The following is a 13,259-nucleotide window of genomic DNA, read 5'->3' as shown; positions in this document are numbered from 1 at the left end:
AACGCTCAGGCTTCCCTGGCGATTGCTTCCTTGGTGGAGGTGGTCTCGTCCGGCTGGAGCGGGTTGCTGGGGCCGCCGCCGGAGGGGCGGTTAAAGTTCCTCGTCAGCATGCCGATGATCGACTTCTTGCCCTGGCTCTTGTTGTAGACATCGAACGCGACGGCAATCAGGAGCACCAGGCCCTTGATGATCTGGGTAAGGTCGGCCCCGACGCCGAGGAGCTGCAGGCCGTTGTTCAGCACGGCCATGACCAGGCCGCCGATGATGGACCCGACCACGGTGCCCACGCCGCCGGTAACTGCAGCGCCGCCGATGAACACGGCCGCGATGGCGTCCAGTTCCCAGCCCACGCCGTCGAACGGGCCCGAGGCGGTGGAACGGCCCACGAAGATCATGCCCGCCAAACCGGCCAGGATGGACATGTTCATCATGACCAGGAAGTTGACCTTCTTGGACTGGACACCGGAGAGTTCAGCAGCGTGGCGGTTGCCGCCCACTGCGTAGACGTGCCGGCCGAGGATGGTGCGGGAGGAGATGAAACCGTACAGCAGGACCAGGACCGCGAGGATCAGGCCGGGAATGGGGAAGGAAGTGCCCGGGCGGCCGGTGGCGAACAGGTAGGTGGCGTAAAGGATGGCGCCGCTGATCAGGACCAGCTTCAGGGCGGTGACCCACATTTCCGGAACTTCAGCACCCAGTGCCTTTGCGCGGGCCCGGGAGCGCAGTTCGCCCCATACAACGAATGCCGCGGCCGCGATGCCCAGCAGCAGGGTCAGGTTGTTGAATCCGGTGTCCGGGCCCACCTCGGGAAGGTAGCCTGCGCCGAGGTACTGGAAGTCGCTGGGGACCGGAATGGTGTTGGACTTGCCCACGAACTGGTTGAAGCCGCGGAACAGGAGCATGCCGGCAAGGGTGACGATAAACGCCGGTATGCCCACGTAGGCCGTCCACCAGCCCTGCCAGGCGCCGATCACCGCACCGAGCACCAGGCCCAGGAGGACGCCGGCGTACCAGGGGATGCCCCAGTCACGGATGGCCAAGGCCACGGTGACTCCCACAAAGGCGGCCACGGAACCGACGGAAAGGTCGATGTGCCCGGCGATGATCACCAGCACCATACCGATCGCCAGGATCAGGATGTAGGAGTTGCCGTTGAAGAGGTTGATGACGTTGCCGGGAGTGAGGGTCCGGCCGTCGGTGGCAATTTGGAAGAAGATGATCAGTGCCACGAGGGCGAAGATCATGCCGAATTGGCGGGTGTTTCCGCCAAAGAGCTTCTTGAGGGCGTTCATTGTGTCAGTCCTTGTGTCCGGAATGTTCTGGGCTGGTCCAGGGGTCAGGCGGCTTTGCGGGCGGAGGTCATCAGTTTCATCAGGCTTTCCTGACTGGCCTCGTCTTTGTCCAGGACACCGGTGATGGCGCCTTCGAAAATTGTGTAGATACGGTCCGAAAGGCCCAGGAGCTCGGGCAGCTCCGAGGAAATGACGATGACTCCCTTCCCCTGGTTGGCCAGTTGCTGGATGATGCCGTAGATCTCGTACTTGGCGCCAACGTCAATGCCGCGGGTCGGTTCGTCCAGGATCAGCAGGTCGGGGTCGGTGAACATCCATTTGGCGAGGACCACTTTCTGCTGGTTGCCGCCGGAGAGTTTGGCTACGCCTTCCTCCACTGACGGAGTCTTGGTCCGCAGTGACTTGCGGTACTGCTCTGCCACGGTGAACTCCTGGTTCGGGTCCACCACGGAGTTGTGGCTGATCTTCCGCAGGTTGGCTGCCACCGTGGTGGTTTTGATGTCGTCCAGCAGGTTCAGGCCCAGGGATTTGCGGTCCTCGGTGACGTATCCCAGTCCGGCGTCAATGGCCTGCCGGACTGATTTCAGGGTGATCTCCCGGCCGTCCTTGTAGACCTGGCCATTGATGAACCGGCCGTAGGAACGGCCGAACACTGACCGGGCAAGTTCGGTACGGCCCGCGCCCATCAGTCCGGCGAAGCCAACGATCTCACCGCGGCGGACGAAGAAGCTTGAGTTCTTGCAGACCAGCCGGTCCTGGACGTTCGGATGGCCCACGGTCCAGTTCTTGACCTCGAAGAACACCTCACCGATGTTCGGGGTGTGCTCCGGGAAGCGGGATTCCAGGGTCCGGCCCACCATGCCCTTGATGATCCGGTCCTCGTCCACGCCGTCCGCTTTCACGTCCAGCGTTTCGATCGACTTGCCGTCGCGGATGATGGTGATGGAGTCGGCGATCTGCTCAATCTCGTTGAGCTTGTGGGAGATGATGATGCTGGTAATGCCCTTTGCCTTCAGGCCGAGCATCAGGTCCAGCAGGTGCTGGGAGTCGGACTCATTCAGCGCCGCCGTGGGCTCATCAAGGATAAGGATCTTGACGGACTTGTTCAGGGCCTTGGCGATCTCCACCAGTTGCTGCTTGCCGACGCCGATTTCCTTGATGGGGGTGTCCGGGTCCTCCTGCAGGCCGACGCGGGCCAACAGGTCCAGGGAGCGCAGCCGGGCTTCGCCCCAGTCAATGACGCCGCGCTTGGTGGGCTCGTTGCCCAGGAAGATGTTCTCCGTGATGGAGAGTTCCGGAATCAGCGCAAGTTCCTGGTGGATGATCACGATGCCCGCGTGCTCGCTGGCCCGGATGTCGCGGAACTGCTGCACCTGGCCCTGGTAGACGATGTCGCCGTCGTAGCTGCCGTAGGGGTACACGCCTGAGAGAACCTTCATCAGGGTGGACTTGCCTGCACCATTCTCGCCGCAGATGGCGTGGATCTCGCCGGCCTTCACCCGCAGGTTCACATCGGCCAACGCTTTAACGCCGGGGAATTCCTTGGTGATGGACCGCATCTCGAGGATGATCGGGTCCGAATGCGTGGTCTGGGACGTCATATGCCCTAACCCTCCAATGCGATGACTTCTTTGTCCGGCCGGGCAAAGCGCAGGGCCGTCTGATGCAAAAGTAAACTGGATCACGCGGGTTGTCGTCAAGTCTTTAACGCATATCCCGAATAACGAAACGGTCTAGTTCTTCCGGATTCCCGCGTGCTGGAACACCAGCGCTGCCGCTCCGAGCGCCTCCGCACGGTCGCCCAGGGAGGACATGGCCAGTGCTGTTGTCTCGCCGATGACGGGAACCGCATGCCTTACCAGGCCCCTCCGGATGGGATCCAGGAAGAGCTCACCCAGGCCTGCCAGCGGACCGCCAACCACGATTACTTCGGGGTTGATCAGGTTCGCGACGTTGCCGAGCGCACGGCCGACGGCGAGCCCTGCGTCATCAAGGACGCGGAGGGTTGCCGAGTCCCGGGCCAGGGCCTTGCGCACGATATCTGCAGGCGTCAGTGGCCGGTCCCCGCCGCGGCTCAGCAGTTCGATCATGGTGGTGGTGGAGGCTATTGTCTCGAGGCAGCCGCGGTTGCCGCAGCGGCACACCAGGCCCTGTTCGTGGATGGTGGCATGGCCGATCTCGCCAGTGATCCCGACGTTGCCGTAGTAGGGCGCGCCGTTCAGGATGAGGCCTGCCCCAATGCCTGAGCCAATCTTCAAAAACAGCAGGTTGCTGACCCCCGTGTGCTGGCCCCATGTCACCTCCGACCACGCGCCCAGATTGGCGTCATTGTCAACGAAGACGGGGATGTTCAGCCGTTCTTCCAGGTGCTGAAGGATGTTGATGCCCACCCACTCAGGAAGGATGGCGCCCTGGGCCACTGTGCCTGAGCGCCGGTCGATTGGTCCGGGAATTCCGACGCCGGCACCCACCACGGCGTTCCGGGCCACCCCGCTTTCGTCCAGGAGTTTGTCGAGCAGGACCACTGCCGCCTGGATGCCTTCCTCGGCCTGGTGGCCAAGCGGCAGCGTGACGGATTCCTCGGCAATGACGTGATAGCTCAGGGAAGCCAGCACCACCCGGAGATGCCTGCGCCCGAAGTCGATTCCCACTGCCACTGCACCATTGCTGTTGAGCCTGACGTTGAGTGCCCTGCGGCCGGAACTGGTGATGGGCTCAGTGGAAGCCATGCCTGAATCGAGCATGATCTTGACGATGTTTGACACCGTTGCGGTGGAGAGCCCGGTCTGCCGGGCCAGTTCGGCCTGGGTGGAAGGCCCGCCCATCAGCGACTCGATGATCCGCTGCTGGTTCAATTGCCGCAGGGCAGATTGTGAGCCGGGATTTTTGGGCTTGCTCCTCGTTGAGCGCGAAGTTGCGGGCATGCTTGAAAGATTGCCTCATGGCACTCTTGTAGTCAAGAAGTTAACGCATGGATGCGTTTGAGTGGCCTCCGGGGCGGTTGGGCGAATTGCCCTCCATCGAGTGCGAAGAGGTGCAAAAGACCCGCAAGTCCGGTTGAGGGCGAAGCTAGTCTGGAGTCGAAGGCCTCCCGTGGAGGCTGATCCGACGATGGAAAGGCGGCGCCGTGTTGCTGGCACTCCTGCAGGCCAATGCTGTGGTGATGGATGTTGATGCCAACTGCGCCACCATCGAGGCAGCCGCAGAGGCCGCTGCTGCTGCCGGCGCGGCAGTGCTGGTGACCCCCGAGCTCTTCCCGGTTGGCTACGCGCCCCGCCGGGTCCGCGGTGAATTGGACCCCGCCCGCCTGCCGGCCCTGCACCGGCAATTCGAAGCCATCGCCCGCCGCCACCGCATCGGACTGGTCTACAGCCTTCCCGAAGTCACTGGGCAGGGGGAGTGGCACATAGGTGCAACCCTCCTGGACGCCGACGGCGGCACCCTGCTCAGTTACGCAAAGGTGCACCTTTTTGGCCCTGACGAGCGTGCAGCCTTCACCCCGGCCGCCCAGCCTCCCGCCGTCGTGGACTTCAACGGGATCCCCACCTCGATGGTCATCTGCTACGACGTGGAATTCCCCGAAGCGGTCCGGGCGGCGGCCGTAGCCGGCGCCGAGCTGCTCCTCGTGCCCACTGCGCTGGGGCACGGGTTCGATGACGTCCCGCAAGTGTTGCTGCGGGCCCGCTCGCTGGAAAGCCAAATGACCATTGCCTACGCCAACCATTCAGGGGTGGAGGAAGGCTTCCGGTTCCTTGGCGGCAGCGTCATCACCGGGCCGGACGGCAGGTTGCTGGGTGCGGCCGGCGGGGAGCCGCAGCTCCTTATCGCGGCGTTGAAGGAAGGCGCTGCCGCAAAGGCACGCAGCGAGGTGCCCTACCTTGAAGAACGCCGCCCCGATGTCTACCGTTCCTGGGGTGCCTGAGAACCGGGATCCGGATCGTCCTCATACTGCAGCGCAATCCACAGCTCGGCCCGGGACTGCGCAAGCCGGAGGTCCAGGTCCAGCAATTCCCCAATGGCGGTAATTTGGCGCCGCACGCTGTTGCGGTGCAGTCCCAGGTCCTTGGCCGTGGCATCCCAGCTTCCGTTGGCAGCAAGCCAGGACCGCAGAACCCGAAGCTGGGCCGTCCGGCGTTCAGGCTCCAACTCAAGGATCGGTGCCAGGAGCCGGGCAGCCAGCATGCTGCCGGCCTCCCTGCCCAGCAGTCCGGCAACGGACCAGGTCACCTCCTCCACTCGCACGCTTTTGCCCGTTGCCAGCACGCGGGGCCGGAGCGACGCGGCGCGGCGGTAGGCCTCCGGCAGGCCGGACAGCTCAGCGGGCTCACCCACCACCAGGCGCCAGCCGAGCTGCTCCACCTCGGCCACCAGCTGGTCATCCACCTTCAGCCGCGTAACTGCCGCGAAGCCGTAATCGGTCAGCTCAACCATTTTGCTGTCGAAGATCCGGCGCCACTGCAGCAGCTCCCGGACGGGCCCGTCCTCCGCCGTCGGAAGGCTGTCCACCCGCACGCCCTGGACCACCCGGACCGGGCTGGACCGTGTTCCCGAGACGCTTTGCGCCAGCAGATCCTTCAACACGTTCTGCTGCCGGCTGCTGCCCCCGCCCGGGCTCTCCGGGTGCAGCAGCAGGGCAGTGGCCAGCTGGCTGGGTGCCAGGGACCCGCTGGTCCGTTGGCGGACCAGCAGTTCCAGGAGCCCCACGACGGACGAGACCACGCTGTTTTGTGCGGGAGTCAGTGCCTTGTCCGCGCCCAGGATCAGGCTGCCCAAGGTCGCATCCTTGCTGCTGCGGAGGGGATGGCCGAAAATCAGTGCGGAGCCGGGGGAGTCGAACGTTTCCGTTTCCACCCGTGGTCCGCTTCCGGTGAGGAGTTTTTTGAGCAGGGGCTGGAGCAGGGAGAGGTCGACGCCGGCACCTGCTTTGGCGCGCACGCGGCCGTCGGCGCCAAAAAGGACCGCCCAGACGGGAACGCGCTGGGTCAGTGCCGCCAGGAGCTCATGCTCCGGCCGGGCCGAAAGCACGGCCCGCATGAGGTGGCGGTTGGTCTCCGCCAGCTGCCGGAACACCTGGGCGTTGCCGGACTCCAGGAGCTTGGAGAATTCCAGGCCCAGGGCGGCAAAGGGCACGCTGGCAGGCACCTCCACCAGGGTGAGTCCCTGCTCCCGGCAGGCAGCCGCCACGTGGTCCGGCACCGCGTCGTAGTAGGGCTCCAGTCCGAAGCCCAGGGCTGCGACGCCGGCATTCACCAGGCGGCGGACATACTCCTCCGCCCGGGCCGTGCTTTGGCTCCAGCCGCCGTCAGCGTTGACGCCTTCGCGAAACGGCAGGCCGGCGGTGAGGACAAACTCGCCGTCCAGGAGGTATGGAGTGGGGTCCTCCAACTCGCTTGGTTCCACCCACCGCAGGGGCACCTGGCCGTTGCCGGCGTCATGCACCACCCGCACCGCTGCCGGCAGGGCTGCGAGGAACTGTCCCAGCGTGACGGCGTCCAACTGGTCCGGGCTACCTTGGATGGCTGGTGCATTACGTCTCATGGGTGAAAACTATAGGGCACTTAGCACCTCTTTGAGATGAGGCTCACACCCCTAGTCTGGGTGAGGGGGAAAACCAGTTCAACCAGCCAACGACACGAACGGACGTCAACGATGACTGTGCCTACACTTTCCGGCCGGGCCCCGGGCGGCGCGCCCGGATCAGCGGCCCGTCCCGCCCTGGGAGCCCAGCTGCTGCGCCGCAAGCCCATCGCGCAGATGGTCAGCGAAGCCGAAAGCAACGACGGCGGGCCGCGGCTGGTCCGCAGCTTCGGTGTCCTGCAGCTGACCATGATCTCCGTCGGGGCAACCCTGGGTACAGGCATCCTGGTGATCCTGGGCGAATCCGTTCCGCTCGCGGGCCCCGCTATCTGGATTTCCTTCGCCATCGCAGGCCTGGCCGCGCTGCTGTCCGCAGTGTCCTACGCCGAGATGGCCGGGCTGGTGCCCGTGGCCGGTTCCAGCTACTCCTACACCTACGCCACCATGGGCGAAGGGATGGCGTGGATCTGCGGCTGGTGCCTGGTGCTGGAGTACGCCGTGTCAGTGGCCGCCGTCGCCGTGGGCGCCGGACAGTACGTCAACGAGACCCTCGCTGTCTTCGGTTCCGTCCTGCCGGATGCGGTGTCGCAGCCGCCCGGCGATGGCGGCGTTGTCAACATCCCCGCCATGATCATTGTGGTGCTGGCAACCATCCTTCTGGTCCGCGGCGCCAAGGAAAGCGCCTGGATCAACACCTCCATCGTGGTGGTGAAGGTGGGCATCCTGCTGTTCTTCTGCGCGGTTGCTTTCACAGCCTTCAATGCGGGCAACTTTGAGCCGCTGCTGCCCATGGGCGCCGCCGGTGTCTCCGCCGCAGCTTCCCGCGTCTTCTTCTCCTACATCGGCTTCGATGCCGCGTCCACCGCGGGCGAGGAAGCGCGGAACCCCAAGCGCGACCTGCCCCGGGCCATCATGTGGTCCATGCTGATTGTCACCACCATCTACGTCCTCGTGGCGGTTGCTGCCATCGGTGCCCGGCCCTGGGGCTGGTTCGACGGCACAGAAGCCGCGCTGGTGAAGATCCTCGAAGAAACCACCGGCCAGCCCTGGATCGCCCTGGTCTTCGCGGTGGGCGCTGTGCTGGCCATCGCCAGCATCGTCCTGACAGTGCTCTACGGGCAGACCCGCATCCTGCTGTCGATGTCCCGTGACGGGCTCATTCCCAAAGTGTTTGGCCGCGTCTCCCGCCGTACCGGCACTCCCGTGGCCGGGACGCTCCTGGTGGGAACCGCCGTCGCCCTGACTGCCGGGCTCGTACCGCTGGGGGCGCTGGCGGATGCCACCAGCATCGGCACCCTGTTTGCGTTCGCCCTGGTGAATGTCGCCGTCATCTACCTGCGCCGTACGCGCCCGGAGCTGGAGCGTACCTTCCGCGTGCCCCTCTTCCCGCTCACACCCATCCTGGGCGCTGCCATGTGCGCCTACCTCATGGCCAACCTCGGCGCGGACACCTGGGTTGTTTTCGCCCTCTGGATGCTCGTGGGCGTGGCCGCCTACTTCGGTTACGGACGCCGGAACTCAAGGGTGGCTGCCCTCAGCAACGAGGAGTACCGCGCGCTGTCAACAGAATCAACCACCGAACCGACCAAGGCGGAACTTCCATGACCATCGCCACCGAACTGCCGGCTTCAGACCCGTCCAGCACGTCGGCCACACCGGCAGCAGCCCCCGCTCCCGGCGGCGCCCCCGCAGGACCCATCACCATGCTGAACCCGGACTTCCCGTTCAGCTACGACCACTACCTGGCCCACCCGGAGGGCCTGGGCTCCGTGCCGCCCGAACTGCTGGGCACGGAAGTGGCCGTCATCGGTGCGGGGCTTTCCGGCCTGGTCACCGCCTATGAGCTGATGAAGCTGGGGCTGCGGCCGGTAGTGTACGAGGCCGACCGGATCGGCGGACGCCTGCGCACTGCTTCTTTTCCCGCCGCACCCGGCGTTGTGGCCGACCTCGGCGGCATGCGCTTCCCGGAATCCGGCAAGGCGTTCTACCACTACGTGGACCTGCTCGGCCTGGAAACCGAAGAGTTCCCCAACCCGCTGTCCCCGGCCACCTCCAGCACAGTCATTGAGCTGGCCGGCCAAAAGCACTATGCGGAAAAGCCGAGTGACCTTCCGCCGTTCTTCCGCGAAGTGGCGGACGCCTGGAAGGCAGCCGTAAATGACGGCGCCCGGTTTGCCGAGATGCAGCAGGCCATCCGTTCCCGGGACACGGCACGGATCAAGGAGCTGTGGAACGCGCTGCTGCCGCTGATGGACGAGCAGACCTTCTACGGCTTCATCGCGGCCAGTGAGTCCTTCAAAAAGGCCGGCTTCGCACACCGCGAGGCCTTTGGCCAGGTGGGCTTCGGCACCGGCGGCTGGGACACCGACTTTCCCAACTCCATCCTGGAAATCCTCCGGGTGGTGTACACGGACGCGGACGACCAGCACCGGCTTATCCGCGGGGGAGCGCAGCGGTTGCCTGAGGCACTATGGCAGCACGCGCCGTCGGGCATGGCCCACTGGCCGGAAGGCACTTCGCTGGCGTCACTTCACTCCGGCTCGCCGCGCGGCGCCGTGGGGAGGATCGGCCGGGAGCCGGACGGGAACCTGCGGATCCGTGAACGCTGGGGCCGTGAAGCCAGCTACCCCGCAGTGGTCACCACTTGCCAGTCCTGGCTGCTCTCCACCCGTATCCACACCGAGGAGGCCCTGTTCCCGGCGGAACTCTGGACCGCCATCGAGCGCTCGCACTACATGCAGTCCTCCAAGACCTTTGTCATGGTGGACCGGCCGTTTTGGAAGGACATCAATCCGGACACGGGCAACGAGGTACTCTCCATGACCCTCACGGACCGGCTCAACCGCGCCACGTACCTCCTGGACAACGGACCGGACCAGCCTGCCGTTATCCTGCTGTCCTACACCTGGAACGATGATGCCCTGAAGTGGCTGGCGCTGGACGCCGACGAGCGCGTTGAACTGATGCTGCACTCGCTGGAGCAGATCTACCCGGGAGTGGACATCGCCGGGCACATCGTGGGCCAGCCGATCACTGTCTCCTGGGAGGCCGATCCGAACTTCATGGGCGCGTTCAAGGCGAACCTGCCCGGGCACTACCGCTACCAGCAGCGGCTGTTCACGCACTTCAAACAGGACACCCTGCCCGAATCCCAGCGGGGGATTTTCCTGGCAGGCGACGACGTCTCGTTCACGGCGGGCTGGGCCGAAGGCGCTGTGACCACCGGGCTCAACGCCGTATGGGGCGTGGTGAACCATCTGGGTGGTTCCTCCGCGCCGGGCAATCCGGGGCCGGGCGAATTGCTCGAGGAGATCGGCCCCATCAGCCTGGACTGATTCAAGCGTGCATTTCCCGGTGCTGCGCCGCGAGCTCGACGTACCGGGCAGCGTTAGCCCGGACGCCGTCGTACTCCTCATCCGTAAGTTCGCGCCGGACCTTGCCCGGGACGCCCGCCACGAGTGAGCGGGGCGGGACGACGGTTCCCTCCAGCACCACGGCGCCGGCCGCCACCAGCGAGCCGGCGCCGATCACCGCCCCGTTGAGCACTGTTGCGCCCATGCCGATCAGGCAGTCGTCTTCCACCGTGCAGCCATGCACGACGGCGGCGTGCCCCACGCTCACGCGTTCGCCCACGGTGCAGGGGAAGCCGGGGTCCGCGTGCAGCACCACGTTGTCCTGCAGGTTGCTGCCTGCGCCGACGGCGATCGCGGCGGTGTCGGCGCGGACCGAAACGCCGTAGAACGCGCTGGCATCTTCAGCCAGGGTGGCGTTGCCGATGATCGAGGCCGTAGGGGCAACGAAGGCGGATTCGTGGATGGCCGGGGAATTGCCGGCGAAAGGGTAAAGAGGAGCCATGCGCCAAGCCTAGGACATCCGCCCCAGCCCAACCGGGTAGTGCGATGTGTCGATTTGGGCGTTCAAGTGGCGCAGCGCACACCTCGCAGAGGCCCGGCCGTCAGTTGAAGACGACAGTCCTGTTGCCGTCCAGCAGCACCCGGTGCTCTGCGTGCCACTGCACTGCCTGGACCAGAGTGCGGCCCTCGACGTTGCGGCCCATCTGGACGAACTGTTCCGGCGTGCGGGCGTGGTCCACACGGATGACTTCCTGCTCGATGATGGGGCCCTCGTCCAAAGCAGCCGTTACGTAGTGGGCGGTGGCGCCGATCAGCTTCACACCCCGGGCGTGCGCCTGGTGGTACGGCTTGGCGCCCTTGAAGGACGGCAGGAAGGAGTGGTGGATGTTGATGGCCTTGCCGGTGAGGTCCGTGCAGAGCTCGTCGGAGAGGATCTGCATGTAGCGGGCCAGGACCGTGAGTTCGATATCGTGCTCAGCCATGATGGCCCGGAGCTTATCCTCCGCCTGGCCCTTGGTGTCCCTGGTGACAGGAATGTGATGGAACGGGATGCCGTAAAACCCGGCGAGCCCGGCCAAGTCCTGATGATTGGACACGATGGCGGGAATCTCAATGGGCAGCGTCCCGGAGCGCTGCTGGAACAGGAGGTCGTTGAGGCAGTGCGCCGCAGTGCTGGCCATCAGCAGGGTCCGGACCTTTTGCCCCACGGTGTTGAGGCTCCACTGCATGCCGAACGTTTCTGCCACCGGCTCCAAGGCAACACGAAGCTCTGACGCGGGGACCGCCGTGGTCACCTCGACCCGCATGAAGAAATTGCCCGTGGCGGGGCTGCCGTACTGCTGCGAATCCGTAATATTGCACCCCGCCGCAAGCAGGGCGCCGGTCACCGCATGGACGATTCCCGGGCGGTCCGGGCAGGACAGGGTTACTACGTACGCTTGGTTCAGCTGCTCTTCACTCACGCCTACAAGCCTACCCGCGCGGTGGCGCCCGGATTTGGTACCCTGAAAGGGTCGCAACTGGCGTTGGGTGGCTAACCACCAGGGAGCGGCAATCACGAAGACCACGGATCGTACGCCTGGGCCGAGGGTCATGTCTTGCCGGAATTGGGGCTGCACCCCGTCAGTACCGCAGCGCCATGCCCGCGCTTTCACACCCTGTCATAAGGCACTGTGAAGGTGCGCCAGCCGGTAGCCTGACCTAAGCAGTGCCCGTATCCCCAGCCAGGAGTTCTTCGTGACTACTACAGCCACCTCAACAACCGCCGTGAGCAACCAGCCGCTGGCTGAGCTCGACCCCGAAATCGCAGCAGTCCTGAACCAGGAGCTCGGCCGCCAGCGCGGCACCCTGGAGATGATTGCTTCCGAGAACTTCGCCCCCCGCGCCGTGATGGAAGCCCAGGGCTCGGTACTCACCAACAAGTACGCCGAGGGCTACCCGGGCCGCCGCTACTACGGCGGCTGCGAGTACGTCGACGTCGCCGAGCAGCTGGCGATCGACAGGGTCAAGGCCCTCTTCGGCGCCGAGTACGCCAACGTGCAGCCGCACTCGGGCGCCCAGGCCAACGCCGCCGCGCTGTCCGCCATGATCACCCCGGGCGACAAGATCCTCGGCCTGTCACTGGCCCACGGCGGCCACCTGACCCATGGCATGAAGCTGAACTTCTCCGGCAAGCTCTACAACGTGGCTGCGTACCAGGTGGAGGAAGACAACTTCCGCGTGGACATGGACAAGCTCCGCGAGCAGGCCATCGCCGAGAAGCCCCAGGTCATCATCGCCGGCTGGTCCGCCTACCCGCGCCACCTTGACTTCGCTGCCTTCCGCTCCATCGCCGATGAGGTTGGCGCGCTGCTCTGGACCGACATGGCACACTTCGCCGGCCTCGTTGCGGCCGGACTGCACCCGAGCCCGGTGCCCTACTCCGACGTCGTCACCTCCACCGTGCACAAGACCCTTGCCGGTCCGCGCTCGGGTGTGATCCTGGCCAAGCAGGAGTGGGCAAAGAAGCTCAACTCCAACGTCTTCCCGGGCCAGCAGGGCGGTCCGCTCATGCACGTCATCGCAGCCAAGGCAGTCGCCTTCAAGATTGCCGGCACCCAGGAATTCAAGGAGCGCCAGGAGCGCGTCCTTGAAGGCGCCCGCATCATCGCCGACCGCCTCAACCAGGCCGACGTCGCTGAAGCCGGCGTCTCCGTCCTGACCGGGGGCACCGACGTGCACCTGGTCCTGGTTGACCTCCGCAACTCAAAGCTGGACGGCCAGCAGGCTGAAGACCTCCTGCACTCCGTGGGCATCACGGTCAACCGCAACGCCGTCCCGTTCGACCCCCGCCCGCCGATGGTTACCTCCGGCCTGCGGATCGGCACCCCCGCCCTCGCCACCAGGGGCTTCGGCGCTGCAGAGTTCACCGAGGTGGCCGAAATCATCGCCACCGCGCTGAAGGCCGGCACCAGTGCCGACGTCGAGGCCCTGCAGTCCCGCGTGGACAAGCTGGCCGCCGACTTCCCGCTCTACCCGACGCACGAGGAGTGGTAAA

Annotated in this window: 10 protein-coding genes and 1 riboswitch; of the genes, 4 read left to right on the top strand and 6 right to left on the bottom strand. The window is 65.4% G+C overall.

From position 1 onward, the window contains the following. Positions 1 to 5 precede the first annotated feature (5 nt). The 3 genes from mmsB to AC5RTE_RS09315 form a co-directional block, all read right to left on the bottom strand. A complete protein-coding gene (gene mmsB / locus AC5RTE_RS09325) occupies positions 6 to 1,292 on the bottom strand; it encodes a multiple monosaccharide ABC transporter permease (protein ID WP_494041102.1) in 1,287 nt (428 codons plus the stop codon). Between the two features lie 44 nt (positions 1,293 to 1,336). After that, positions 1,337 to 2,893: a multiple monosaccharide ABC transporter ATP-binding protein gene (gene mmsA, locus AC5RTE_RS09320; protein WP_494041101.1), complete on the bottom strand. Its 1,557-nt coding sequence runs from the start codon at positions 2,891 to 2,893 to the stop codon at positions 1,337 to 1,339. Between the two features lie 132 nt (positions 2,894 to 3,025). Beyond that, the gene (locus tag AC5RTE_RS09315) at positions 3,026 to 4,216 is read right to left on the bottom strand and encodes an ROK family transcriptional regulator (protein ID WP_494041100.1); all 1,191 of its coding nucleotides are present in this window, start codon (positions 4,214 to 4,216) and stop codon (positions 3,026 to 3,028) included. 203 nt (positions 4,217 to 4,419) lie between these two features. On the opposite strand from AC5RTE_RS09315, the gene AC5RTE_RS09310 reads away from it, so the two are divergent. Further along, positions 4,420 to 5,214, top strand: a complete 795-nt coding sequence (locus AC5RTE_RS09310; protein ID WP_494041099.1) for a nitrilase-related carbon-nitrogen hydrolase — start codon at positions 4,420 to 4,422, stop codon at positions 5,212 to 5,214. Here AC5RTE_RS09310 and AC5RTE_RS09305 read toward each other — a convergent pair. Continuing rightward, positions 5,193 to 6,830: a PucR family transcriptional regulator gene (locus AC5RTE_RS09305; RefSeq protein ID WP_494041098.1), complete on the bottom strand. Its 1,638-nt coding sequence runs from the start codon at positions 6,828 to 6,830 to the stop codon at positions 5,193 to 5,195. The genes AC5RTE_RS09310 and AC5RTE_RS09305 overlap by 22 nt on opposite strands. A 111-nt stretch (positions 6,831 to 6,941) precedes the next feature. Here AC5RTE_RS09305 and AC5RTE_RS09300 point away from each other — a divergent pair, with 111 nt between their 5' ends. Then, positions 6,942 to 8,474, top strand: a complete 1,533-nt coding sequence (locus AC5RTE_RS09300) for an amino acid permease (protein WP_494041097.1) — start codon at positions 6,942 to 6,944, stop codon at positions 8,472 to 8,474. Next, on the top strand, positions 8,471 to 10,204 hold the full coding sequence (locus tag AC5RTE_RS09295) for a flavin monoamine oxidase family protein (protein WP_494041096.1): 1,734 nt from the start codon (positions 8,471 to 8,473) through the stop codon (positions 10,202 to 10,204). Before AC5RTE_RS09300 ends, AC5RTE_RS09295 begins: the two co-directional genes overlap by 4 nt. 1 nt (position 10,205) lies before the next feature. Here AC5RTE_RS09295 and AC5RTE_RS09290 read toward each other — a convergent pair whose 3' ends face one another. Together AC5RTE_RS09290 and purU are read right to left on the bottom strand one after the other, a co-directional pair. Continuing rightward, positions 10,206 to 10,724, bottom strand: coding sequence for a gamma carbonic anhydrase family protein (locus tag AC5RTE_RS09290; RefSeq protein ID WP_494041095.1), 519 nt, complete (start codon positions 10,722 to 10,724; stop codon positions 10,206 to 10,208). 100 nt (positions 10,725 to 10,824) lie between these two features. Then, on the bottom strand, positions 10,825 to 11,685 hold the full coding sequence (purU, locus tag AC5RTE_RS09285) for a formyltetrahydrofolate deformylase (RefSeq protein WP_494041094.1): 861 nt from the start codon (positions 11,683 to 11,685) through the stop codon (positions 10,825 to 10,827). Between the two features lie 43 nt (positions 11,686 to 11,728). Beyond that, positions 11,729 to 11,814: riboswitch (ZMP/ZTP riboswitch) on the top strand. Positions 11,815 to 11,959: 145 nt separating this feature from the next. Between purU and glyA the strand changes: the two genes are divergently transcribed. Further along, the gene (gene glyA / locus AC5RTE_RS09280; protein WP_494041093.1) at positions 11,960 to 13,258 is read left to right on the top strand and encodes a serine hydroxymethyltransferase; all 1,299 of its coding nucleotides are present in this window, start codon (positions 11,960 to 11,962) and stop codon (positions 13,256 to 13,258) included. Position 13,259 lies beyond the last annotated feature (1 nt).

Source organism: Arthrobacter sp. K41, assembly GCF_059089645.1.
This window is presented reverse-complemented; position numbering and strand designations above follow the sequence as displayed.

Coding starts and splice junctions, on each gene's coding strand:
- mmsA (WP_494041101.1), bottom strand. CDS start 2,893: ATGACGTCCCAGACCACGCATTCGGACCCGATCATCCTCGAGATGCGG.
- AC5RTE_RS09290 (WP_494041095.1), bottom strand. CDS start 10,724: ATGGCTCCTCTTTACCCTTTCGCCGGCAATTCCCCGGCCATCCACGAA.
- AC5RTE_RS09300 (WP_494041097.1), top strand. CDS start 6,942: ATGACTGTGCCTACACTTTCCGGCCGGGCCCCGGGCGGCGCGCCCGGA.
- AC5RTE_RS09315 (WP_494041100.1), bottom strand. CDS start 4,216: ATGCCCGCAACTTCGCGCTCAACGAGGAGCAAGCCCAAAAATCCCGGC.
- AC5RTE_RS09305 (WP_494041098.1), bottom strand. CDS start 6,830: ATGAGACGTAATGCACCAGCCATCCAAGGTAGCCCGGACCAGTTGGAC.
- mmsB (WP_494041102.1), bottom strand. CDS start 1,292: ATGAACGCCCTCAAGAAGCTCTTTGGCGGAAACACCCGCCAATTCGGC.
- AC5RTE_RS09295 (WP_494041096.1), top strand. CDS start 8,471: ATGACCATCGCCACCGAACTGCCGGCTTCAGACCCGTCCAGCACGTCG.